The following is a 21,945-nucleotide window of genomic DNA, read 5'->3' on the forward strand; positions in this document are numbered from 1 at the left end:
CCTCATACTGCAACTCCATCAATCTTCACTGTTGAATCAATATATCGAGCAAGTCGCTGCGCCTCTTCAAGTTCGGTCTTATCGAATTCAGACTCGTCTCCAAGAATTGACTCAAGAATTTCGATATTTTCTCGAATCACAGTGCCATACGGTGTGGCAGCGACCGTTCCGTGCTGCCATGCTGTCTGATAGTCCCTGAGCAGGGCAAAAAGATCGGGCAGGTGGGCGCGAGTGATAATCACGTTTTCGCAACTCAAGCACTTATTGAAATTCGAGCAAGCGCCGCCGTCATAGCTCTTTGAATTCTTGATGAAATCCGGCGGGTTAAAGATATTCGCGCAGCCCCCGAGGGGGGTTTTGAAGATAATCTCGCCCCGATACTGTTCTTCGCGAGGAACATTCTCTGGCTCTTTCGGCACCCAGGCGTTGTCATAGATGCTTTGGAGCTTCTCCTGTATCTTCGCTCGGGCCTGTTGATTGAAATCCATTCTATCCAAGTAGGACAGCGTCGTCGTGATGGATCCATGCCCCAGCATCAGCTGAATTTCACGTATTGAAACCCCAGCTTCAATCATCGCGCTGACAATGGAGGACCTAAACCGAGTGCCGACCAACGTGATCACTTCGCCGGTATCAACATCGATCAGCTCATCAAGATATCGATTTTCAAAATGTGCCCTGATTCTTTCGTAACCGCTCTCGTACAACCGCTTCACCTGCCCATATCCTTTTGGCGGTTTCCCGGCAGCAATGAAAAGTAAATTCTTGAATTTATGATCATCTGGAAGGCGAGATCGGACGCTTTCAGTAAGCGCTTTTACCTTATCAACGATGTCCGAAACCTCCCTCGCTTGGGACTTTGACAGCCAAGTAATTTCGGAGTTGAAGATGTCCAGGTGCAGATCTTTTGCTCCCGTACTACGGGCTTTCCAATAGCGAAGGCATGGCCTTAATGTGGCAGGGTGCTCAGACTCAAAAGCATCAATATCGAGATCCAGAGCGGATATCGGATTCATTCCGGTTACTTGTAGCAGCCTCATATAAAACGGGAACAATTCTTCCCGATAGACATCCCTCGGCACTCCCCAAGCTTCATAGAGATCCTCTAGGCGAGAATGCGCTCCCGAATGCCGTTGTCGGTACTTTTGGAGCGCCTTGTAGAACAGAGCATCATTAGCAACTCCTTTGACGCTTGATAAATCGTTGAACGTGAACCGTTCAGCTCCAAGCTTTTGATCGAAAAACCAACGCAGATTTTGCTCAGTACACAGCTCACCGTCTATTCGAACACCACCCGCTATTTGTTTGACGAAAGTGCAACCCGTTGTAGTCTTCACATAAGGAGTTGAGTGACGATCCCATACGCGTTGAATTTCCTTGTTGAGAACGTCTGCGACAATGTCGCGATGTGCTTTAGGATAGGGCTTGTAAGTATCGGTTGTTCGTCCACGCAGATCGAACCCAGACGCTTTGATGTAACTGAAATCACGTCCACCATCGAGTTCGGAGAGCCGGTCTAATGAGAGTTGGAAGCAAGACAACATCGTTGATGCATAGCTAGGCGAGAGTTCACCGGTAGCTACATAGTCTTCCAAGTAGGCACGAAACTTAAGCGAAACATACTCATCTAGCGCTATGTGGACTGACTCAGTCCCAAGAAAACCTTGTGAACTTAAAAATGCCTTTAGGTGTTGATATGTCGCGCTGAAATTGCCAATCGAAGACGCTCCAGATACCGTTCGCGATCCCAACGCACACAAATAGTAGATAACATCGAAGGGCTCTTTTAAGAGGCCTTCGAATCCAGACAACGATGACACGTTCGAACAATCTCTGGCCTCCATGAACTTCGCTATGAAAGTTTCAAGACGATCAAAAGGCTCAGGTTCAGCAGCAGGCTTGTTGTCCGTATAGACGTAGGTACCTGAATCTTTGAGAAGCTCCATCACCCTAACCGCAAAAACATTCTTGAAATAGTCGGCAGCTTCTTTGCCCCTTGGATAGGCGATGGATAAACTAAGTTCATGTTCTGGAAATGCATGGATGAGTCGGCTAGCTTGGACTGAATTCCTGTAAATCTGAACTCGTTCAAGCAGGGTTGGATCGGCTTCCATCCGCCGGAGCAGATTCTTTAAGCTATTGATCAAGTTAAGGTTGTTTGCTGAGATGTTCGGTTTAATCAGTCCTTCCGACCGCATCAGCTCGGTCATCTGCTCTAACTCAACCTTGCAGTGCTCCCGAAGAATGGATCGACCGGAGGGGGGCAGCCCAAGCATTTTTAGGAACTTCTCCACACTGATAATGGGAGCATCCGTATATTTATCGGTCAGCTTTAGACTGTAGAGCATCTCGCGATTTTGGGAGGCGTCGTCGAGCCATCTCCGGACCTTGTCTAGATAATCGATAGACTTCATTCTTGGCATTACTTATCGTCTCCTAACTTAATCCGAAGCTTGGTTCTCTCAACAACCTCCTGCATTTTTTCTATTTTCGATCTAAGCCTACCGGAGCTTGAGTCCGCCATTGAGTCGTAGATGTCGTGTGGAATGCTGGTGTAACGCTCGGACGTTGATATAAATGCGTGGCCTAGTGTTTTTTGAACATTCACTAAGCGCTCTAGAGCATCTTCTCCCAGGTTGGGGTCTTTCAACGTTAGGTAGGCTGACCCGTGTCTAAACAAGTGTGCGTGAATCTTTTTGGAGACAAGGTTCTTTTTGATCGCTGCGTTTGACCGCCGCTCAATCATCTTGCTTAGCGTACTTTCGTTGTAGGCATTACCTTCTGAGTTCAGGAAGGCTGGGCAATCGTTTCGATTTTGGAATCTCGCTTGATAGCGCCTATAAAGTGGTGAAGCGTGATACGAAGCGATCCGTTTCAATGTTGGAGTTGTAATGACCGCGAATCGCTCCTTAATTGAATTGCCGCGCCCTTTTGATCCGCGAATTAGAATTGGGGCGTAGCCTGGCTGTACCGGCACATCAATATTCTTGGAAGAGACAAACTCCGAATCACTAAAATTAATAGCTTCTTGAATATCGCGGTAAGTGACGCGCTGGACTTCACTTATTCTGACGCCAGAGTCATACATAAACTGGAAGAGTAAGCGCTCTCGCTCGTACGGAGACTGGTTCATCACAGCCACAAGATCACTCAAGCTTGCACTTACAACTTGCTTCTGGTGAGGTTTAGCGCTGATAAACTTTTTAGGGAATGGGCTTGCTTCGAGAACGGCATCTCTATAGTCACCACTGCTAAGAAAGTCATAAAAAGAACGAAGAGAGCCCTCTCGGTTTCGCACTGTTGATCGATCAAGACATTCGCTCTCTAGCAGGTGAATAATCCAGTCTTCAAGCACACTCAAAGTAACTCGAAGAAGCATCTCATCAGTAGTCAAACCTTCGTTTTCTGCCCTGAGGCTCAGAAACTCAATGAAGTATGAAATATTTCGGGCATACGTTTGAGCTGACTTATATCCAATAACTTGTAAGTCAGTGAGAGTTGTTAGCCACTCCGACGCATACTGAACAACCTTTTCTTGATCATCAAAAACCAGACCGCCGGAGACTGATTGCGATCCAACCTCCACATTCTCGATTAGGCTTTCAGTCAAAAGTGATTTTTGAACAACACGTATATCCATAAATATCTCCTATTAAGAGATATTATAGTTACGCGTTGTGCAAATTACAACTGTCGAAAATAAAATGAAGGAAAGTTTTCTTTCGCTACGCAATCATGGCGTACTGTGCACTTTTGTTGGCTTCCGATAAAAGGAACAGGTCGGCGCTGCGCTGGTAAAGCTGGCAGGAAAGCTTTCCGTCAACCACGTAGAACTGGAACAGGCAGTGGCAGGGCGCCAGCGCCATGCGGCCCTCGCGAACATTGTCCTGAGGACCAATGGATTCGTCCGGCAGCTCTGCCGGGTTCCAGGCAGAGACAATCAGACGACGGGAATTGGGCTTCGTGCGGATCTGCTCGATCACCTCGCTGATCTGGTCGACCACCTCGCCATTCGGGCAATGCCAGCTGCGCCACTGCTTGCCGTAGATAGGCCCTAGATCACCATTTTCCAGTGCCCACTCGTTCCAGATCGAGACCTTGCGCTCCTGCAGCCAGGTATTATCGGTGGAGCCCCGGAGAAACCAGAGCAGTTCGTAAATGATGCTGCGCAGGTGAACCTTCTTGGTTGTCACCAGGGGAAAGCCTTCCTGCAGGTTGAACCGGATCTGGCGGCCGAATACCGACCGGGTACCAACGCCGGTACGGTCGCCCTTGTCGAATCCGTTATCAACAACGTCTTGCATCAGGTCCAGATAGGCTTTCATTGGGCTTGTCTCCGGTAGGCAATAAACATCAGGGCGGCGCCGGCAACGATCATCGGGAAGGAAAGTACCTGCCCCATGGTAAGCCAGTCAAAAGCAAGATAGCCCAGCTGGGGATCTGGCTGGCGCACGAATTCCACCAGGAACCGGAACACGCCGTAGCAGACCAGGAACAGACCGGACACTGCCATGGTCGGCCGCTGCCTGGATGAGAACCACCACAGGATCACGAACAGGGCGACGCCCTCCAGGGCAAACTGGTACAGCTGAGAGGGGTGCCGGGCGAGCGAATCCGGCGCAGTGCGGAACACCATGCCCCAGGCAACGTCCGTGGGCTTGCCCCACAGCTCTCCGTTGATAAAGTTTCCGATCCGCCCTGCGCCAAGACCCAGCGGCACCAGTGGCGCCACAAAATCGGCCATACGCCAGAAACCACTGCCCACTTTGCGGCCGTACCACCACATGGCAAACATCACGCCCAGCAGACCGCCGTGGAAGGACATGCCACCTTCCCAGACCCGGAGCAGCCAAAGCGGGTCAGCCAGGAAGGCATCAAAGTTGTAGAACAGGACATAGCCAAAGCGGCCGCCCAGAATGACCCCCAGGGCCAGGTAAAACAGAAGGTCACCCATCTGCTCTTCGTTAATAGGCGACCAGGGCTTGCGGGTGCGAATGCGCCCAAGCCACCAGCCGGCTAAAAAGCCGAACAGATAGGTCAGACCGTACCAGTGGATCTTGAGGGGACCGATGGCGATGGCCACCGGGTCAATCTGGGGGTGCTGCAGCATCAACTACCTCTCAGCTCAGGAGAAAACGGAGCCCCACCAGCAGAAGCATGATGGAGAAAGTACGCTTGAGAACACGGGCGTTCAGCCGATGGGCCAGATTCGCGCCAATCCGGGCAAAGAAAACGCTGGTCAGAATAATACCGATCAGGGCCGGCAGATAAATAAAGCCGGCGCTCAGTTCTGGCAACGCGGGATTATCCCACCCTGTCCAGATGTTCCCCAGCGCACCCGCAACGGCGATAGGCAGCCCACATGCGGCCGATGTTCCCACCGCCTGCTGCATCCGCACGTTGCACCAGCTCAGATAGGGGACCGTGAGCGTTCCCCCGCCGATGCCGAAAATTGCCGAGGCCCAGCCGATACCGCCACCGGCGACGCCCAGACCGGCGCCCCCAGGAACATCACGGCCTGGCTTGGGATCGACCTGGAAAAACATCTTCAGGCCCACCAGGATAACGAAAATACCGATCACCAGTTCCAGGGCACGACCGCTCATCAGGGACGCCGTCCAGGCGCCGACCAGTGCCCCGGCAACAATCCCCGCAGTCATGGGCCGGAAAAGATCCCAGCGCACTGCGCCATGCTTGTTATGAGAACGGATGGAGCTGACCGAGGTGAACACAATGGTCGCCAGCGAGGTACCAACCGCCAAATGGGGAATAATCTCCGGATTGATTCCCTGCAGGCCAAAACTGAACATCAGCACAGGCACAATAATCAGCCCGCCACCAATACCGAACAGGCCCGCCACGGTGCCTGCCAGGGCGCCGAGGGCCAGATACGATGCTATTACATAAAACAGGGTCATAGTTTGAGACGCACCCGGGAAAACCAAGGCTGGTATGATACACAGCGCAAGAGTCAACTTCATTAACTGCGGGAGCACCATCCTTCAACATGTGCCTGATTGTCTTCTCCGTTAATCAGAACCCTCATTTCCCGCTGGTTGTTGCCGCCAATCGCGATGAATTCTTCCGTCGCCCAACGGACGCTATGGACTGGTGGACCACGGAATCCGGAACGCAGGTGCTTGCCGGCCGCGACCTGCTCTCCGGAGGCACCTGGCTTGCGGTAAATGCCCGCGGCGAGGTTAGCGCTGTGACCAATGTGCGCGAAGGCTCACCGGAAACCGGTCGAATCAGCCGAGGGGAATTGCCTTTGCGGGCTCTCACCGATTCTCGGGAGCATCTTGAGAGCTATCTGCTCAACGCCGCCGATCAGTTCTCCGGCTTCAACCTCGTTCATCTGACCACAGGCGACGGTTGGTATTTCAGCAACCGGGATGCCCATCCCGGCCGGCAAATCCACCGTGGGGTCTACGGCCTGAGCAACCACCTTTTGCAGACTCCCTGGCCCAAACTTCTGCGCCTGCGACAGGCCGCAGGGGATACCATTGCCGCCGCCGGACACAACGCAGAAAAGCTGCACAACGAGCTGATCCCTCTGCTCCAGGACAGTACGCCGGCACCGGACCATCTGCTGCCGGACACTGGCGTTGGGCTGGAGACCGAGCGCTTCCTGTCGTCGCCCTTTATCGTCGGCTCGGATTATGGCACCCGGGCAACCACCGTGGTGACCGTGTCTGTCAACGGGGAAATAGAGGTAACCGAACAGAGCTGGGGCCCGGACGCCGAAGCCCGCGAACGCCGTCACTTCCATTGGCAGCGATAGCGATCAGGCTCTGATATAATCCGCGAAATTCTGCCACCCGATCGGAGGGCCCCTGATGGCCGGTGAACAAGGCGCCACATCGATAGCCGATTTTGAGAAATCTCTTGATGAACTGGAAAAGCTGGTTCGCGATCTGGAACAGGGTGAGCTGTCTCTCGAACAGTCCCTGACGGCGTTTGAGCGGGGTGTAAAGCTGACTCGTGAATGTCAGCAGGCGCTGAAGAGCGCAGAACAGCGGGTCGAACAACTGGTACAGAACAGTGACGGCACCCTGGAAACCCGCCCCTTTTCACCGGATGATGCTGACTGATGTCCGGACCGAACCCGCTTGCCGCTGATTTTCTGGAAACCTGCCGGGCCCGCGTCGATGCGGAACTGGACCGGTGCATTGCACGTGATTCGGCCTCCGGCCGGCTACAGGAAGCCATGCGCTACAGCGTCCTGGGCGGCGGCAAGCGAATCCGGCCGGCGCTGTGTCTTGCGTCGGCAAAGGCACTGGGACAAACCGGTGAAGAGGCCCTGATTCCGGCCTGCGCGGTGGAACTGATCCACGCCTATTCGCTGATCCACGATGACCTGCCGGCCATGGACGACGACGAATTGCGCCGCGGTCGGCCCACCACCCACATCGCCTTCGACGAAGCCACCGCCATCCTGGCTGGAGACGCCCTGCAGGCCCTGGCATTCGGCTGGCTTGCCGAAGCACCGGGAATGTCAGAATCCGTCCGTCTGATGATGGTCAGGGAACTGGCTCGGGCCAGTGGCCACGGCGGAATGGTTGGTGGCCAGGCCATTGATCTTGAGTCGGTGGGCAAAACCCTAACGCTGGCCCAGCTTGAGACCATGCACCGGCACAAGACTGGCGCCCTGATCGAGACCAGCGTGCGGATTGGCGCCCTGACCGCGCCCTCGGTCAGCGAACAGGCCCTGTCTTCCCTGACACGGTATGCCAAGGCACTGGGACTGGCGTTTCAGGTTCAGGATGACCTGCTGGATATAGAAGGGGACACCACGGTCATTGGCAAGCCCCAGGGCTCGGATGCCGCCCGCGCCAAGCCCACCTACCCCGCCCTGCTTGGCGTGGCCGGCGCCCGGGAGCACCTGTCGGATCTGCTTGAACAGGCCCAGCAAAGCCTGCGGGATTTCGGCCGCGAAGCCGATCCTCTGCGGGCAATGGCCGATTACGTGGTGGCAAGAACCCATTGAACCCCGGCGCCCCGAAGGCGCACACTGGCGTAAATATTTTCGTAACAACTGGCCCGCTTTGTGTGAAACAGCTTCCCCTGTTCCCTTATAATGCCAGTCAGTTAGTGAACGTACCGGAAAAGACCCGAGCAGATGCAGGACACTTATATTTTCAAGGAAATTCCGTCACAGCGGCCCAACACGCCTCTGCTGGACCGGATTGACGAGCCGGCCCAGTTGAGGGATCTGGCGCCGGAGCAGCTGACCCTGCTCGCCCGGGAGCTAAGGGCATTTCTGCTATGGTCCGTGGGCCAGACCGGCGGCCATTTTGGCGCGGGTCTGGGCGTGCTGGAACTTACCGTCGCCCTTCACTACGTCTTCGATACTCCGAGCGACCGCCTGGTCTGGGATGTCGGCCATCAGGCCTACCCCCATAAAATCCTGACCGGCCGGAAGGAGTCCATGGGCAGCATCCGGCGCAAAGGCGGGCTGGCCGGCTTCCCGAAGCGGGCCGAAAGCGAGTACGACACCTTTGGCGTGGGCCACTCCAGCACCTCCATCAGCGCAGCCCTGGGCATGGCCATCGCCGCGCGCCTGCAACAGACCGGCCGTAAAAGCATTGCCGTCATTGGTGATGGTGCCATGACCGCAGGCATGGCATTTGAAGCCCTGAACCACGCCGGCCACCTGCACGCCGACATGCTGGTAATCCTCAACGACAATGACATGTCGATCTCCCGGAACGTTGGCGGGCTGTCCAACTACTTTGCCAAGTTGCTGTCCAGCCGCACCTACAACCAGGTACGCGACAGCAGCAAGAAGGTTCTCCAGGGAGCGCCACACCTGATGGCGCTGGCCAAGAAGACCGAGGAACACTTCAAGGGAATGATAGCCCCGGGCACCCTGTTCGAGGAACTGGGTTTCAACTACATCGGCCCGATCGATGGTCATGACCTGCCTCTGCTGGTGGAAACCCTGGAGAACATCCGCGAACTCGAAGGCCCGCAGTTCCTACATGTCGTAACCACCAAGGGTAAGGGCTTTGCCCCGGCCGAAGCCGACCCGATTGGCTACCACGCCATCAACAAGATTGAACCGGTTCCACCCAGCAAGCCCGAACCGGTCAAGCCGAAACCGAAGAAACCGAAATACGCCAATGTCTTTGGTCAGTGGCTCTGTGATTCCGCCGAGCAGGATGAGCGCGTGGTGGGCATTACCCCGGCCATGTGTGAAGGTTCGGATCTGCTGGCGTTTTCACAGCGCTTCCCGGATCGCTATTTCGATGTCGCCATCGCCGAACAGCATGCGGTCACCCTGGCCGCGGGTCTGGCCTGTGATGGAGCCAAACCGGTTGTCGCCATTTACTCGACATTCCTGCAGCGGGCCTACGATCAACTGATACACGATGTTGCTATCCAGAACCTCGATGTCCTGTTCGCTATCGACCGCGCTGGCCTGGTCGGTGAAGACGGTCCGACCCACGCCGGAGCCTTTGACATCAGCTACCTGCGCTGCGTGCCGAACATGGTAGTGATGACACCCTCGGACGAGAACGAAACCCGCCAGATGCTGCAGACCGGCATGCTTTATGAAGGGCCAGCATCGGTGCGCTACCCGCGGGGAACCGGGCCCGGCACCGAGATACAGCAGGAATTGACGCCGCTGGAGATTGGCAAGGGTCGCAAGATGCGCAGCGGCAAGGGGGTGGCCATCCTCAACTTCGGCACCATGCTGGCTCCAGCTCTGGAAGCCGCAGAAGCGATCGGCGCAACGGTTGCCGACATGCGCTTCGTGAAACCCCTGGATGAGGAACTGGTGCTGGAACTCGCCGAGCAGCATGAGCTGCTGGTAACTCTGGAAGAGAACGCCATTGCCGGTGGTGCCGGCAGCGCTGTAACCGAGTTCCTGAACAGCCGCCTGGTCTCCATGCCGGTCCTTCAGTTGGGCCTGCCGGATACCTTCATGGACCACGGCAAGCATGGGGAACTGCTGGCCGAATGTGGCCTGGATGCGACTGGCATTGAATCCGCTATTCGCACGCGGATGGAAACCCTCCGCCACCAGAACCTGAAAGTCGTTAAATAACCGGAAGACTCTCCTCAGACAGCAAAAAGCCCGCGACATTCGCGGGCTTTTTCGTATCCGGATCGAGGATCAGCTCAAACCTCCGGATCATCGTCCTGGTGCGTCTCCAGCCAGTGGCCGAGCTTGCTCTGCTTGGTATCGAGGTAGTGTTCGTTGTGGGGGTTCCGGCCCACGTGTAGAGGCACCCGCTCGGCAATATCGATTCCGTACGAGGACAGCGCTTTAACCTTCCGGGGATTGTTGGTCATCAGTCGCAGACTCCTGATACCCAGATGCTCCAGCATGTCTTTGCACATGCTGTAATCCCGCAGGTCTGCTGCAAAACCCAGACGCTCATTGGCTTCGACCGTATCAGCACCCTGATCCTGCAGGTGGTAGGCGCGAATCTTGTTTAGCAGACCAATGCCGCGGCCCTCCTGGCGCAGGTACATCAGGATGCCGCGACCTTCCCGGGCGATACTTCGCAGCGCTTCTTCCAGCTGGTAGCCGCAGTCACAACGCATGCTGTAGAGGGCATCGCCGGTCAGACACTCAGAATGAGTGCGGGCCAGCATGGGTTCGTCACTGTCCAGGTCGCCCAGAGTCAAGGCAACATGTTCCTTTCCGGTGTCCGGTTCTTCAAAGCCGTGCATATCAAATACCCCGAACGGGGTCGGCAACCGGCAGGTCTGGATGTAACGAACAGCCACAGTGTTTCCTCGTGGTTCAGTCAATCGGGCCGCGCATTCTATCACGGGCCCGCCCGCTTGGCGTAGTCTCTGCACTGTCGCTCCTCCGGCGTGGTCTTGGTAACCAACACTTACGAGCGCGGTGGTCCGCCAGATCAGGCTCTATCGGCGACCCAGTGGCCACTGCGGCCGCCTTTCTTCTCCAGCAGACGCACGGAACCAATCTCCATACCACGGTCGACCGCCTTGCACATATCGTACAACGTCAGTGCCGCAACGCTTGCCGCAGTTAACGCCTCCATCTCGACACCGGTCTGACCGGACAGTTTGCAGCGGGCAAGAATATGCACGGAAGCACCATCGTCGCCTGGCGTCAGTTCGACTTTCACAGAAGTCAGGTTCAATGCGTGACACAAGGGAATCAGATCATGGGTTTTTTTCGCGGCCATGATACCGGCGATGCGGGCAACGGCAAGGACATCTCCTTTGGGATGCTCACCCTCAACAATCATGTTCAGGGTTTCCGGCGCCATGCGTATGGTGGCTTCGGCGCGGGCCTCACGTTCGGTGGCCGCCTTGTCGGTCACATCCACCATGCGGGCTTCGCCCTTGTCATCGAGATGGGTCAGTTTGCTCACGGAATCTCCCGGAATCGGTTGTGCAAGATGATGGAAAACGTAGAAATAACAGCATAACAGAGATGGTCATGGCATCGCTGACAAGCGTCAGCTTTGCGGCCACCAGAAGCGGATACCGGCGATGCCCTGGCCGCCTCGCTGAAGGGCTTCCCGGAGATCTCCGGGCGACAACCCGCCGAGGGCAAACACCGGCAGCCCGGCTTCGGACGCCAGATCGGCAAAGGCCGGCCAGCCAAGGGTCGGCGCGCCCGGGTGACTCTCCGTCGGTAGGACCGGCCCGAGAGTAATGTAGTCCGCCCCGATAGCCATTGCCTGATCGATTTCCTGTCTGTCGTGGCATGACACCCCCAACCAGGCGTCAGCCGGAACGGGTCGGGCCGTTAGCCCTGCCGCTTCGCGCCAGGGCAAGTGCAGACCGCGAGCTCCGGAGGTGGCGCGGAATACCTCGGGGCCGCCGTGGACAATCAGGGCAGTCCCAGCCCTCTCACAAACCGGCACCGCTTTCGCCGCCAACTCTCGGTAGGCTTGCGCGCTTATGTTTGGAGCACGAAGCACCACCAGGGCTGGCCTGGCAACTTCGAGACCTGCCAGAAGTCGTGCAACCGTCTGGTCCTGATCAGTCTCTTCTCCGGTGATCGCCAGCTGCCGCGGCAATCGCAAAGCCCGAATAATCGGCCGGTTGGCGGCGGGAAAATCTTCATCCCGAAGCTGCTCCGGACTGAGCCATTCGACCGGCTGCCCCTCGCACCCCTTTGCTTCACCTTCGGCGGCTCTGGTTTCCCAGACGTCCAGGAAAACCCGCTTGTCACCGTAGTCGTGGCGAATACCGATAACAGGCTCCAGAGAGGCCTCAGGCACGCGAAGACTGGTTTCTTCGGCAATCTCACGTACCAGCGCCGCCTGAACACTTTCCCCAGGCTCCACCTTGCCCCCGGGAAACTCCAGCAAGCCCCCCTGATGAACATGATCCGGCCGTCGGGCAATCAACACCCGACCATCCCGGACAATAACCGCAACGGCAACGTGAACTTCTTTCACCCGGGCTTCCGACGCAGACATGCTCAGGTACGGTACTCGGCGTTGATGGTGACGTAATCGTGGGAGAAGTCACAGGTCCATACCGTCTCCCGAACATCACCCCGCTTGAGATCAATAGCAATGGTAATCTCTTCCCGGTCCATCACAGCCTGGCCACGAGTTTCCGAGTAGTCCTCGGCCCTGCCACCGTTGCGGACCAGACAGACATCCCCCAGGTAAATTTCCAGGGCATTCAGATCCAGCCCGTCGACACCCGCGCGCCCTACCGCCGCCAGAATCCGGCCCCAGTTCGGGTCCGAGGCAAACAGCGCGGTCTTGACCAGCGGCGAATGCGCAACGGTGTAGGCCACATCCAGCGCTTCCTGCTGGCTGGCCGCGCCGCTGACATCGATGGTGACAAACTTGGTTGCACCCTCGCCGTCACGGACAATGGCATGAGCCAGTTCCAGATAGACGTTTTGCAGCGCCTCCCGCAGCTTCGGAAGCTCTGGACTGGTGGCCGTAATCTCGGGGCCGGAATACTGACCACTGGCCATCAGCATGCAGGCATCGTTAGTGGAGGTGTCGCCGTCGATGGTGATGCGATTGAAAGATGCCTCCCCCAGCTCGGAGGCAAGCGCCTGCAATAACTCTGGCGCAATCCGGGCATCGGTGGCAATGAAACCGAGCATGGTCGCCATGTTGGGACGAATCATACCCGCCCCCTTGCTGATTCCCGAAATGGTCGCCGTGTGGCCGTCCAGCTCCACCTGACAGGACGCACCTTTGGGGCGGGTATCCGTCGTCATGATGCCACTGGCGGCTTCAGCCCAGCGATTTTCAGCGGTGTTTGCCAAAGCCTCCGGAAGCGCGCCAACAATCTTTTGCACTGGCAACGGCTCGCCGATCACTCCAGTGGAAAACGGCAGAATCTCGGCTTCTGTGACGGCCGCCTGGGCTGCCAGGGCCTGACAGCAGGCGACTGCGTCCCGCATACCCTGCTCACCGGTACCGGCGTTGGCATTGCCGGTATTAATCAGAAGGTACCTTGGCGAGGTCGCGGCCAGATGCCGACGGCTGAGGGTAACCGGTGCCGCACAGAACTGGTTTTTCGTGAAGATACCGGCAACCCGGCTTTCAGGGGCCAGTTCAAACACAACGACATCCTTGCGACCCGGCTTCTTGATACCGGCGCTGGCTATGCCAATTTTTACCCCGGCCACCGGGTGAAACTCAGGTAAGGTTCCCGGACCTACCGCCATTCTGCCACTCCTATTTTCTATGGTTCTGCTCGAAGGACCACACCACCCATTGGAAACTAAAAAACCCGCAGCCCACCAGTCATGGCTGGCAGATTGCGGGTTCCGATAGTGTGATCAGTGCTCTGAATCAGCTGACCTTGCCATGACACTGCTTGTACTTCTTGCCGGACCCGCAGGGGCAGGGCTCATTTCGGCCCACCTTACGCTCCTGCCGAACAAAGGTTTCCGGGGTCGACTGCCGGGCATCGTCTGCGTCGCCCTCACCCTGGCTCTGGGCCGTGGCACTGGTCTCATCGTGGCGCAAGCGGGCGCGGGCAAGCTCCTCTTCCAATTCCTGTTTGCGACGACGCTCGACTTCTTCCATCTCTTCACGGCTCTGAACACGAACGTGGCAGAGCACCCGTGTGACGTCCCGCTTCATGGTATCAAGCATGGTTTCAAACAGGTTGAAGGCCTCGCGCTTGTACTCCTGCTTGGGGTTCTTCTGGGCATAACCCCGCAGATGGATACCACGGCGCAGATGGTCCATGTTGGAAAGATGCTCTTTCCACAGGGTATCCAGCACCTGCAGGAACACCTGTTTCTCGAACTTGCGCATGGCCTCGGAACCGGCAATTTCTTCCTTGCCTTCGTAGGCGGCCACAATTTCGTCCAGAATCTTCTGGCGCAGGTTTTCCTCATACAGCTTGTTATCTTCCTCCAGCCATTTCTGAACCGGCAGATCAATCGACATCTCAGACTGAAGCTGGGCTTCCAGCCCCGCGATATCCCACTGTTCAGGCATACTCTGGGGCGGGATGTATTCGCTGATCAGCGAATCGACAACGTCTTCCCGGATGGTCTTGACCATGTCGGAAATGTCATCGGAGGACATGACTTCGTTGCGCTGGTCGTAGATGACCGTCCGCTGATCGTTGGCCACGTCGTCGTATTCCAGCAGCGTCTTCCGCATATCAAAGTTGCGGCCTTCGACCTTGCGCTGGGATTTCTCAATGGCATTGGTCACCATCCGGTGCTCAATGGCCTCGCCCTTCTTCATGCCCATCGCCTGCATCAGGCTCTTGACCCGATCTGGGGCAAAGATGCGCATGAGGTTGTCTTCCAGAGAAAGGAAGAACCGCGAGGAACCGGGATCACCCTGACGACCGGCACGACCGCGAAGCTGGTTATCAATCCGGCGGGACTCGTGACGCTCGGTACCAATGATGTGCAGGCCGCCTGCCTCAAGCACCTGATTATGACGCTCGGTCCATTCCGCCTTGACCCGGGCAACCTCCTCTTCCGAGGGATTCTCCATGGCCGCAGCTTCGTGCTCCCAGTTACCACCGAGCACGATATCGGTACCACGGCCGGCCATGTTGGTGGCGATGGTCACTGCGCCCGGACGGCCCGCCTGGGCAATGATATGGGCTTCAGATTCGTGCTGCTTGGCGTTCAGGATCTTGTGCTCGATCCGCGCCTTCTTGAGCAGCATGGAGAGTAGTTCGGAAGCCTCGATAGACGCGGTACCGACCAGGATTGGACGCCCTTCAGCGGTGACATCCTTGATCTCGTCAATGATGGCGTGGAATTTCTCTTCCTGGGTCAGATACACCAGGTCGTTGTAATCAGTCCGCTGGATCGGCTTGTTGGGCGGAATAACCACGACGTCGAGGCCGTAGATCTGGCGGAATTCGAAGGCTTCGGTATCCGCCGTACCGGTCATACCGGCCAGCTTGTCGTAAAGCCGGAAATAGTTCTGGAAGGTAGTGGAAGCGAGCGTCTGGCTTTCGGCCTGAATGTTGACGCCCTCTTTGGCCTCCACCGCCTGGTGCAAACCTTCACTCCAGCGACGACCCGGCATGGTACGACCGGTATGCTCGTCGACAATAACCACCTGGCCACCCTGGACAATATAATCCACGTCTTTCTGGAACAGGTGATGGGCCCGCAATGCCGAGTGCACATGGTGCAACAGGCTGAGGTTGGCCGCAGAATACAGGCTCTCACCTTCCTTCAGGAGGCCACGTTCAAGCAACAGTTCCTCGACTTTCTCGTGGCCGCCCTCCGTAAGCTCGACCTGGCGGGACTTCTCGTCAATGGTGAAGTCACCGGTAGGCTCGCCTTCTTCAGGCACTTCACCTTTTTCGAGGCTTGGAATCAGTTCATTGATGGCCTGGTACAGTTTTGAGCTGTCCTCGGCTGCACCGGAGATGATCAACGGCGTTCTGGCCTCATCGATCAGGATCGAATCAACTTCGTCCACGATCGCGTAATTCAGCCCGCGCTGGACCTTGTCTTCAGTACTGAACGCCATGTTATCGCGCAGGTAATCGAAACCAAATTCGTTGTTGGTGCCGTAGGTAATGTCGGCCTGGTAGGCCGCGCGCTTTTCCTCCGCCGGCTGGCCCGAGGCCACCACACCCACCTGCATACCCAGGAAACGGTAAAGCTTGCCCATCCAGTCGGCGTCACGGCGGGCCAGGTAATCGTTCACGGTGACAACGTGGACACCCTTGCCGGACAGGGCATTGAGGTACACAGAAGCGGTGGCTACCAGGGTCTTGCCCTCACCGGTTTTCATTTCCGCGATCCGGCCTTCGTGCAGGGTAATCCCCCCGATCAGCTGGACGTCGTAATGGCGCATGCCCATAACCCGCCGGCCCGCTTCACGCACGGTTGCAAAGGCTTCCGGTAACAGGGCATCCAGGGATTCGCCTTCGTCGATCCGGCGACGGAACTCCGCGGTCTTGCCTTGCAACTCGGAGTCAGACAGATTGCCATACTGCTCTTCAAGCTCATTAATGCGTATGACGGATTTACGCATTCTCTTGATTTCTCTGGCGTTTTTACTGCCGAACATCTTGGTTGCAAGCTTTGTGAACATAGACCACTGCTTCTTTGATTAAACGGAGGAAGCCGGCATTCTAACCTTATTTTGTAACAGGACAAAAGGCAGGCCTCACACAGGCGCAATAAGTCGCCGATGAGGCACCGGATTCATGGATAAAAACTGGCCGGGCGCGGAATGGCAGAGAAATACTGAAGGCGGCGGGTAAGCCGTAACCGGATTAGCGGCTCGCTCGCTTGATGTAGGTTTCCGGGTTTTCAGACTTGCCATTCCGGATTACTTCAAAGTGCACATGGGGACCGGTTGAACGCCCGGTGCTGCCCATCAGCGCCACCACCTGGCCCTTCTGGACAACATCACCCACCTCCACCTTGATGGTCTTGCAGTGAGCATAACGGGTTATCAAACCATCACCATGGTCGACTTCCACGAGGTTCCCATAGCCATAGCGCTCGCCGGCATAGGTAACCACACCGCCCGCGACCGAGATAATATCACTGCCATCCTTGCCGGCCAGGTCAACCCCGGCATGCCAGGTGCGCTTGCCGGTAAACGGATCCGAACGATAGCCGTACTTGGAAGACAGCCAACCCCAGGTTATCGGGCGACCTTCAAGGTAGAGTTCGTCTTCGAGACGCTTGCTGGATGCCAGCTGATCAAGCAGCCGCAGTTGCTGTTCGCGATCCTCGATCCGCCACTCCATTGCCTCGATCATGCGCGTCAGCTCAGGCGCGGAAAAGGAATCGCCCGACAAAGCGTCTTCAGGACCACCGACAGCGGCCGGCTGATCGAAGTTGAACTCATCACTGGCCACCAGGCCAGATTCCACAAAACGCTGGCCCAGCGCATCCAGGCGTAACAGACGGCCCTGAATCTCACCCAGGCGCAGAGTCAACGCATCAACCTGTTGCTGGACATTCTCTTCAATACCGGCCAGTTCCGCTTTCTGCTCTGCCAGTTTTAGCTGCCACTCGGCCACCAGCTCGGAGTTGGTGGGCTCTCTGGCCTCAACCTGCTCCACGGCCATCTGATAACCGGCCCAGCCAGCGGCGGCCAGCAGGGAAAGCACAAAAAACAGCAGCCCGACGGCAAGAGTACTGTTGATCGACAACACACGGGACTTTCCGTGGTGCTTGCCAACAAGAATAATGTTCATATCATCATCTGGTTTCATCGTTGAGCCGCAACCGCATCCTGTAGCGTTGCGCCCCGGAAAGATCCGAAGGGGTCTGCCATCCTTTGGCAACAGCTACATACTGAAAAAATTGCAGCGCCCGGTAGACATACTCGTTTGTCACAATGTAAAACGAGTGTAATACAGGCACTACGCATAAACCGTGCCGAAGTGTAACCAATCGTAAACGGAGCCGTCGAGTAAAAACGCCGCCATGAAACGGAAAAGCGAGCAAAAAATGACCTTCGACAAGCTTGGCAGGACCCCCGTGCTCAAGGATCTCGTTGCTAAAGCTGAACTCCATCGACAGGCGGAGGAGGAAGTTCTGGCAGCCCTTCCGCAGGAACTGGTTACGGGGACACGCTTTGTCAGCTGCAAGGACGGCGAACTGATTCTTACCGCTGAAACCGCCGGCAAAGCAAGTCAGGTTCGGTTCCGCCAACATGAGATCATGGAGAAACTTCGAGAGAACGAATTATTCCGGTTCGTCTGGAAACTGAAAGTAAAGGTTGCCCCGCCCAGATTCCGGGAAAAACCGGTGTTCAAAAAAGAACCTTTGAGCAAAGAAAATGCCCGACTCCTCAAAGAGGAAGCCGGGCACACGAAGGATAAAGCATTACGCGAGGTTCTCGAAAAACTCGCTAGCCACGTACGGGATTAAAGCGTCCTGCCTTAACCCGCCGCCAGCACAGGCTTCATGTAGGAAATCGGGGCAGTGGCCTCGTCATCAAAGGTAACCACTTCCCAGGCGTCCTCTTCTGCCCTGAGCTTGCGCAACAGCTTGTTGTTCAGATCGTGGCCGGATTTGATACCCCGGAATTCACCAATCAGGCTATTGCCCAACTGATAAAGATCACCGATGGCATCAAGCAGCTTGTGCTTCACGAATTCGTCGTCATAGCGCAGGCCGTCTTCGTTGAGGATTTTGTAATCGTCAACGACGATGGCGTTATCCACACTGCCACCAAGGGCGAGGTTCATGGCACGCAATTTTTCAATGTCACGCATGAACCCGAAGGTCCGTGCACGGCTCACTTCCTTGACAAAGGAGGTGCTGGAAAAATCGACGGTTGCAGTCTGGGCGCGGCCTTTGAACACAGGGTGATCAAAGTCGATACCGAAGCTAACCTTGAAACCTTCGAAAGGCAGCAGGGTCGCTTTCTTATCACCTTCCTCAACCGTTACCTCACGCTTGATGCGAATGAAACGCTTGGCCGCATCCTGCTCGGCAATACCGGCGGACTGCAGAAGAAACACAAATGGGCCGGCAGAACCGTCCATAATGGGCACTTCCGCGGCGCTAAGCTCGACGAAACAGTTATCAATCCCGAGACCAGCCATGGCCGAGAGCAGATGCTCTACGGTCGCCACACGGACACCGTCTTTTACCAGCGTCGTGGACAGCATGGTCTCACCCACATTTTCCGCACATGCACGAATCTCAACCATGGGGTCCAGATCGGTACGGCGGAAGATGATACCGGAGTCCACCGGAGCAGGCTTGAGGGTCAGGTAAACCTTCTCACCCGAGTGCAAGCCAACACCGGTGGCACGGATGGTGTTTTTAAGTGTCCGTTGTCTGATCATCGGTACATAATTCCGTCACAAAAAGGCGATATTCTAGGCAAAATTCTGCCCGGAGAATATCAGAAAATAAGACTGAATACCATTTAACCAATCCGTTGTTGCTGAATGTTCATACAGCACGCAACCCATGGCAATCAGTGCACGTATTTACCGGTTTCGGGTTCCATATTTCGCTCACGAACCGGAACCAGATCACAATTGCACCAGATTATCAGTCAGCCTGCCGACGGAGGAATGCGGGAATATCGAGATAGTCGACACCCTGCTCCTCGCTGTCCTTGCTCTGGTCGATAGCCACGTTTCCATGGGAAACGGCCCGGCGACGCAGCACAGCGGGACGGTCCAGCTGGTTGTAATCGGTTTTTCCATCCAGGGTACGGGTGTTGTCCACCACCTTGGTCGGCTTCTCACGATCACCGCCCAGACCGGTCGCAACAACCGTCACCTTCAGTTCGTCGGTCATTTCCGGATCAATGACGGTACCGACAACAACGGTGGCGGAGTCAGAAGCGAACTCACGCACAATGTCGCCAACCTCGGAGAATTCGCCCAGGTTGAGGTCCATACCAGCGGTGATGTTGACCAGAATACCTTTGGCACCCTGCAGGTTGATATCTTCCAGCAACGGGCTGCGAATGGCCGCTTCGGCTGCTTCCCGCGCGCGGTTTTCGCCAGTGGCGCGAGCGGTGCCCATCATGGCCATACCCATTTCAGACATGACCGTCTTCACATCGGCAAAGTCGACGTTGATCATACCGTTACGGGTAATCAGATCGGCGATACCCTGAACTGCGCCCAGAAGCACATCATTGGCCGCGGCAAATGCGTCCAGCAGGCTGGTTTTCTTGCCCATAACCGCCAACAGCTTTTCATTGGGGATGGTGATCAGGGAGTCGACGCTTTCTTCCAATTCTTTCAGTCCGGATTCGGCAACGCTCATGCGCTTACCACCTTCAAACATGAAAGGCTTGGTAACAACGGCAACGGTCAGGATACCCAGTTCACGGGCCACTTCCGCCACAATCGGCGCGGCGCCGGTGCCGGTACCACCACCCATGCCCGCGGTAATGAAGACCATGTCAGCACCCTTGATGGCTTCGGCGATGCGATCACGATCTTCCAGGGCGGACTGACGACCGACTTCCGGATTTGCGCCGGCACCCAGCCCCTTGGTGATATTGCCACCGAGCTGAATGATCTGACGCGCATCCATATCGGTCAGCGCCTGGGCATCTGTGTTGGCGCAGATGAATTCCACACCTTCGATGTCGCTGTTAAGCATATGGCGAACGGCGTTGCCGCCACCACCGCCTACACCGACGACTTTAATGACAGCGTTTTGCTGGACATTATCGACGAGTTCAAACATTTCCCCTACTCCTTCGTGCTGTTTTCAGCCCTTGTTCCAGGCTGTTTGTTCGAGATTGTGTTTTCGAGATACCTTCGTGTACTACCACCCGGTTCCGTCAGAAATGACCGGTAAACCAGGCTTTCATGCGCTCAAACAGCGAGGGTGCATCTTCACCCTTGAGCACCGGTGCCCGCCCTAGATCCATCTGGCGGAAACCATGAATCAACAACCCAACGCCAGTGGCGTAGATCGGATTGTTGACCACCTCCGTCATGCCGGAAACCGCCTGCGGACAGGCCAGCCGTACCGGCATGTGGAAGATCTCTTCGGCCAGCTCCACCACGCCTTCCATGGTGGAGGAACCGCCGGTTATCACGATGCCTGCCGGAATGAGGTCTTCGAACCCGGACCGGCGCAACTCTGACTGCACCAGGGTGAACAGCTCCTCATAACGCGGCTCAACCACCTCGGCCAGGGCCTGCCTGGACAGATCCCGCGGAGCGCGATCGCCAACGCTGGGAACCTTGATGGTTTCATCCGCACCGGCCAGCTGGGTCAGTGCGCAGGCATATTTGATCTTGATTTCTTCGGCATTCTGGGTCGGTGTGCGCAACGCCATCGCGATGTCGTTGGTCACCTGGTCGCCGGCGATCGGAATCACCGCCGTGTGCCGAATAGCGCCGCCGGTAAACACAGCAATGTCGGTGGTGCCGCCACCGATATCCACCACGCAGACGCCAAGTTCCTTTTCGTCTTCGGTGAGAATGGCGTGGCTGGATGCCAGCTGCTCCAGGATGATGTCATCCACCTCCAGACCACAGCGCTTCACGCATTTCTCGATGTTCTGGGCGGCGTTCACCGCGCAGGTCACAAGATGCACCTTGGCTTCCAGGCGCACACCCGACATACCCATGGGTTCCTTGATGCCTTCCTGGCTGTCGATCACGAATTCCTGGGGCAGAATGTGAAGAATTTTCTGGTCTGCAGGAATCGCGACCGCCTGGGCGGCATCGATCACCCGGTCAATGTCAGCCTGGGTGACTTCACGATCACGGATGGCAACAATCCCGTGGGAGTTCAGGCTCTTGATATGGCTGCCGGCAATACCCGCATACACCGAGTGAATTCGGCACCCAGCCATCAACTCCGCCTCTTCCACCGCGCGCTGAATTGCCTGGACCGTGGTTTCAATATTCACCACCACTCCACGCTTGAGGCCCCGGGAAGGATGGGAACCAATGCCCACCACTTCGATGGTGCCGTCCATCTTGCGCTTGCCGACAATCGCAACCACCTTCGAGGTTCCGATATCGAGGCCGACAATCATGTTTTCCGTTTCAACCGATGACATGTATTCCACCAAACCG

The 21,945-nt window shown here is 56.4% G+C and carries 19 protein-coding genes; 5 read left to right on the forward strand and 14 right to left on the reverse strand.

Annotated elements, in window-relative coordinates; genetic code table 11:
* Positions 1–2 precede the first annotated feature (2 nt).
* The 5 genes from FMN52_RS08415 to FMN52_RS08435 all read right to left on the reverse strand — a co-directional run bounded on the left by FMN52_RS08415 (position 3) and on the right by FMN52_RS08435 (position 5,918).
* On the reverse strand, positions 3–2,423 hold the full coding sequence (locus tag FMN52_RS08415; protein ID WP_148608203.1) for a site-specific integrase: 2,421 nt from the start codon (positions 2,421–2,423) through the stop codon (positions 3–5).
* Positions 2,423–3,640 carry a site-specific integrase gene (locus FMN52_RS08420; protein ID WP_148608204.1) on the reverse strand — a complete coding sequence of 406 codons (1,218 nt, stop codon included), beginning with the start codon at positions 3,638–3,640 and terminating at the stop codon, positions 2,423–2,425. Before FMN52_RS08420 ends, FMN52_RS08415 begins: the two co-directional genes overlap by 1 nt.
* An 85-nt stretch (positions 3,641–3,725) precedes the next feature.
* Entirely contained in the window at positions 3,726–4,325 is a 600-nt protein-coding gene (gene thyA / locus FMN52_RS08425) for a thymidylate synthase (protein WP_275898174.1), read from the reverse strand.
* The gene (gene lgt / locus FMN52_RS08430) at positions 4,322–5,110 is read right to left on the reverse strand and encodes a prolipoprotein diacylglyceryl transferase (protein WP_148608205.1); all 789 of its coding nucleotides are present in this window, start codon (positions 5,108–5,110) and stop codon (positions 4,322–4,324) included. Before lgt ends, thyA begins: the two co-directional genes overlap by 4 nt.
* Before the next feature lie 10 nt (positions 5,111–5,120).
* Positions 5,121–5,918: a sulfite exporter TauE/SafE family protein gene (locus tag FMN52_RS08435; protein WP_148608206.1), complete on the reverse strand. Its 798-nt coding sequence runs from the start codon at positions 5,916–5,918 to the stop codon at positions 5,121–5,123.
* 89 nt (positions 5,919–6,007) lie between these two features.
* Between FMN52_RS08435 and FMN52_RS08440 the strand changes: the two genes are divergently transcribed.
* The 4 genes from FMN52_RS08440 (at position 6,008) to dxs (ending at position 10,051) form a co-directional block, all read left to right on the forward strand.
* Positions 6,008–6,781, forward strand: a complete 774-nt coding sequence (locus FMN52_RS08440; RefSeq protein ID WP_148608207.1) for an NRDE family protein — start codon at positions 6,008–6,010, stop codon at positions 6,779–6,781.
* Between the two features lie 55 nt (positions 6,782–6,836).
* On the forward strand, positions 6,837–7,091 hold the full coding sequence (locus FMN52_RS08445; protein ID WP_008176478.1) for an exodeoxyribonuclease VII small subunit: 255 nt from the start codon (positions 6,837–6,839) through the stop codon (positions 7,089–7,091).
* Entirely contained in the window at positions 7,091–7,987 is an 897-nt protein-coding gene (gene ispA, locus FMN52_RS08450) for a (2E,6E)-farnesyl diphosphate synthase (protein ID WP_148608208.1), read from the forward strand. Before FMN52_RS08445 ends, ispA begins: the two co-directional genes overlap by 1 nt.
* 132 nt (positions 7,988–8,119) lie before the next feature.
* Positions 8,120–10,051 carry a 1-deoxy-D-xylulose-5-phosphate synthase gene (dxs, locus tag FMN52_RS08455; RefSeq protein WP_148608209.1) on the forward strand — a complete coding sequence of 644 codons (1,932 nt, stop codon included), beginning with the start codon at positions 8,120–8,122 and terminating at the stop codon, positions 10,049–10,051.
* A gap of 74 nt (positions 10,052–10,125) precedes the next feature.
* Here dxs and ribA read toward each other — a convergent pair whose 3' ends face one another.
* The 6 genes from ribA to FMN52_RS08485 form a co-directional block, all read right to left on the reverse strand.
* Positions 10,126–10,740 (reverse strand): GTP cyclohydrolase II, encoded by a 615-nt coding sequence (gene ribA / locus FMN52_RS08460; RefSeq protein WP_148608210.1) that lies wholly within the window; start codon positions 10,738–10,740, stop codon positions 10,126–10,128.
* Positions 10,741–10,874: 134 nt separating this feature from the next.
* Positions 10,875–11,357, reverse strand: a complete 483-nt coding sequence (gene moaC, locus FMN52_RS08465; protein WP_148608211.1) for a cyclic pyranopterin monophosphate synthase MoaC — start codon at positions 11,355–11,357, stop codon at positions 10,875–10,877.
* 87 nt (positions 11,358–11,444) lie between these two features.
* Positions 11,445–12,416: a Nudix family hydrolase gene (locus FMN52_RS08470; protein WP_148608212.1), complete on the reverse strand. Its 972-nt coding sequence runs from the start codon at positions 12,414–12,416 to the stop codon at positions 11,445–11,447.
* A gap of 2 nt (positions 12,417–12,418) precedes the next feature.
* Positions 12,419–13,636, reverse strand: a complete 1,218-nt coding sequence (gene argJ, locus FMN52_RS08475; RefSeq protein ID WP_148608213.1) for a bifunctional glutamate N-acetyltransferase/amino-acid acetyltransferase ArgJ — start codon at positions 13,634–13,636, stop codon at positions 12,419–12,421.
* Between the two features lie 127 nt (positions 13,637–13,763).
* Positions 13,764–16,502 (reverse strand): preprotein translocase subunit SecA, encoded by a 2,739-nt coding sequence (gene secA / locus FMN52_RS08480; RefSeq protein WP_148608214.1) that lies wholly within the window; start codon positions 16,500–16,502, stop codon positions 13,764–13,766.
* Positions 16,503–16,686: 184 nt separating this feature from the next.
* Positions 16,687–17,640, reverse strand: coding sequence for a M23 family metallopeptidase (locus FMN52_RS08485; RefSeq protein ID WP_148608215.1), 954 nt, complete (start codon positions 17,638–17,640; stop codon positions 16,687–16,689).
* Between the two features lie 214 nt (positions 17,641–17,854).
* Here FMN52_RS08485 and FMN52_RS08490 point away from each other — a divergent pair, with 214 nt between their 5' ends.
* Positions 17,855–18,301 carry a DciA family protein gene (locus FMN52_RS08490; protein ID WP_148608216.1) on the forward strand — a complete coding sequence of 149 codons (447 nt, stop codon included), beginning with the start codon at positions 17,855–17,857 and terminating at the stop codon, positions 18,299–18,301.
* Positions 18,302–18,312: 11 nt separating this feature from the next.
* On the opposite strand, the gene lpxC is transcribed toward FMN52_RS08490, so the two are convergent.
* From lpxC to ftsA, 3 genes are all read right to left on the reverse strand, one after another.
* Entirely contained in the window at positions 18,313–19,227 is a 915-nt protein-coding gene (lpxC, locus tag FMN52_RS08495) for a UDP-3-O-acyl-N-acetylglucosamine deacetylase (protein WP_104323272.1), read from the reverse strand.
* Between the two features lie 211 nt (positions 19,228–19,438).
* Entirely contained in the window at positions 19,439–20,596 is a 1,158-nt protein-coding gene (gene ftsZ, locus FMN52_RS08500) for a cell division protein FtsZ (RefSeq protein ID WP_148608217.1), read from the reverse strand.
* Positions 20,597–20,693: 97 nt separating this feature from the next.
* A complete protein-coding gene (gene ftsA / locus FMN52_RS08510) occupies positions 20,694–21,929 on the reverse strand; it encodes a cell division protein FtsA (RefSeq protein ID WP_008176504.1) in 1,236 nt (411 codons plus the stop codon).
* Positions 21,930–21,945 lie beyond the last annotated feature (16 nt).

The sequence above is a fragment of the Marinobacter sp. BW6 genome (assembly GCF_008107725.1).
Classification (GTDB): Bacteria; Pseudomonadota; Gammaproteobacteria; order Pseudomonadales; family Oleiphilaceae; genus Marinobacter.

Excerpts from the sequence above, each read along its gene's own strand:
- FMN52_RS08415 (WP_148608203.1), bottom strand. The coding sequence starts at position 2,423 with ATGCCAAGAATGAAGTCTATCGATTATCTAGACAAGGTCCGGAGATGG.
- FMN52_RS08420 (WP_148608204.1), bottom strand. The coding sequence starts at position 3,640 with ATGGATATACGTGTTGTTCAAAAATCACTTTTGACTGAAAGCCTAATC.
- thyA (WP_275898174.1), bottom strand. The coding sequence starts at position 4,325 with ATGAAAGCCTATCTGGACCTGATGCAAGACGTTGTTGATAACGGATTC.
- lgt (WP_148608205.1), bottom strand. The coding sequence starts at position 5,110 with ATGCTGCAGCACCCCCAGATTGACCCGGTGGCCATCGCCATCGGTCCC.
- FMN52_RS08435 (WP_148608206.1), bottom strand. The coding sequence starts at position 5,918 with ATGACCCTGTTTTATGTAATAGCATCGTATCTGGCCCTCGGCGCCCTG.
- FMN52_RS08440 (WP_148608207.1), top strand. The coding sequence starts at position 6,008 with ATGTGCCTGATTGTCTTCTCCGTTAATCAGAACCCTCATTTCCCGCTG.
- FMN52_RS08445 (WP_008176478.1), top strand. The coding sequence starts at position 6,837 with ATGGCCGGTGAACAAGGCGCCACATCGATAGCCGATTTTGAGAAATCT.
- ispA (WP_148608208.1), top strand. The coding sequence starts at position 7,091 with ATGTCCGGACCGAACCCGCTTGCCGCTGATTTTCTGGAAACCTGCCGG.
- dxs (WP_148608209.1), top strand. The coding sequence starts at position 8,120 with ATGCAGGACACTTATATTTTCAAGGAAATTCCGTCACAGCGGCCCAAC.
- FMN52_RS08470 (WP_148608212.1), bottom strand. The coding sequence starts at position 12,416 with ATGTCTGCGTCGGAAGCCCGGGTGAAAGAAGTTCACGTTGCCGTTGCG.
- argJ (WP_148608213.1), bottom strand. The coding sequence starts at position 13,636 with ATGGCGGTAGGTCCGGGAACCTTACCTGAGTTTCACCCGGTGGCCGGG.
- secA (WP_148608214.1), bottom strand. The coding sequence starts at position 16,502 with ATGTTCACAAAGCTTGCAACCAAGATGTTCGGCAGTAAAAACGCCAGA.
- FMN52_RS08485 (WP_148608215.1), bottom strand. The coding sequence starts at position 17,640 with ATGAAACCAGATGATGATATGAACATTATTCTTGTTGGCAAGCACCAC.
- FMN52_RS08490 (WP_148608216.1), top strand. The coding sequence starts at position 17,855 with ATGAAACGGAAAAGCGAGCAAAAAATGACCTTCGACAAGCTTGGCAGG.
- lpxC (WP_104323272.1), bottom strand. The coding sequence starts at position 19,227 with ATGATCAGACAACGGACACTTAAAAACACCATCCGTGCCACCGGTGTT.
- ftsZ (WP_148608217.1), bottom strand. The coding sequence starts at position 20,596 with ATGTTTGAACTCGTCGATAATGTCCAGCAAAACGCTGTCATTAAAGTC.
- ftsA (WP_008176504.1), bottom strand. The coding sequence starts at position 21,929 with ATGTCATCGGTTGAAACGGAAAACATGATTGTCGGCCTCGATATCGGA.